This is a genomic window from Streptomyces sp. NRRL B-1347 (assembly GCF_000720325.1).
Lineage (GTDB): Bacteria > Actinomycetota > Actinomycetes > Streptomycetales > Streptomycetaceae > Streptomyces.
On the sequence record NZ_JOJM01000280.1, the window covers coordinates 1 to 426 of the forward strand.

General features: G+C 65.3%; 1 protein-coding gene. It reads left to right on the forward strand.

Going from position 1 to position 426, the window contains the following annotated elements; translation table 11 throughout:
* Positions 1–19: 19 nt before the first annotated feature.
* On the forward strand, positions 20–426 hold a 407-nt coding region (locus IG74_RS50705), incomplete at its 3' end, for an AMP-binding protein (protein ID WP_234334703.1).

A 426-nucleotide genomic window follows, 5' to 3' on the forward strand; every position in this document is an offset into this window, starting at 1 on the left:
GTTGCTGATTTCGCGGGGTGTGGGTGCGGAGTCTCTGGTTGCGGTCTGTATAGAGCGTTCTAGTGACTTGGTCGTATCACTCCTCGCGGTGCTGAAGGCCGGTGGCGCGTACGTGCCGATCGATCCGCAGTACCCGGCTGACCGCATCGCGTACGTGTTGGAGGACGCGCGACCTGCCCTGGTGCTGACCAATGAAGCGGTCCAGTCGGTGGTACCGGCCGTGGAGAACGTGGGGCGAGTCGTCGTCGACGAGCCGCAGACGGTCGCCGAGCTGGCTGCCCTGCACGCGGGTGCCGTGACCGACGCCGAGCGTGGTGCACCGGTGCTGCCGTCGCATGTGGCGTATGTGATTTATACGTCGGGTTCGACGGGGCGTCCGAAGGGTGTGGCGGTTCCGCATGGGAATGTGGTGGCGCTGTTTGGTGG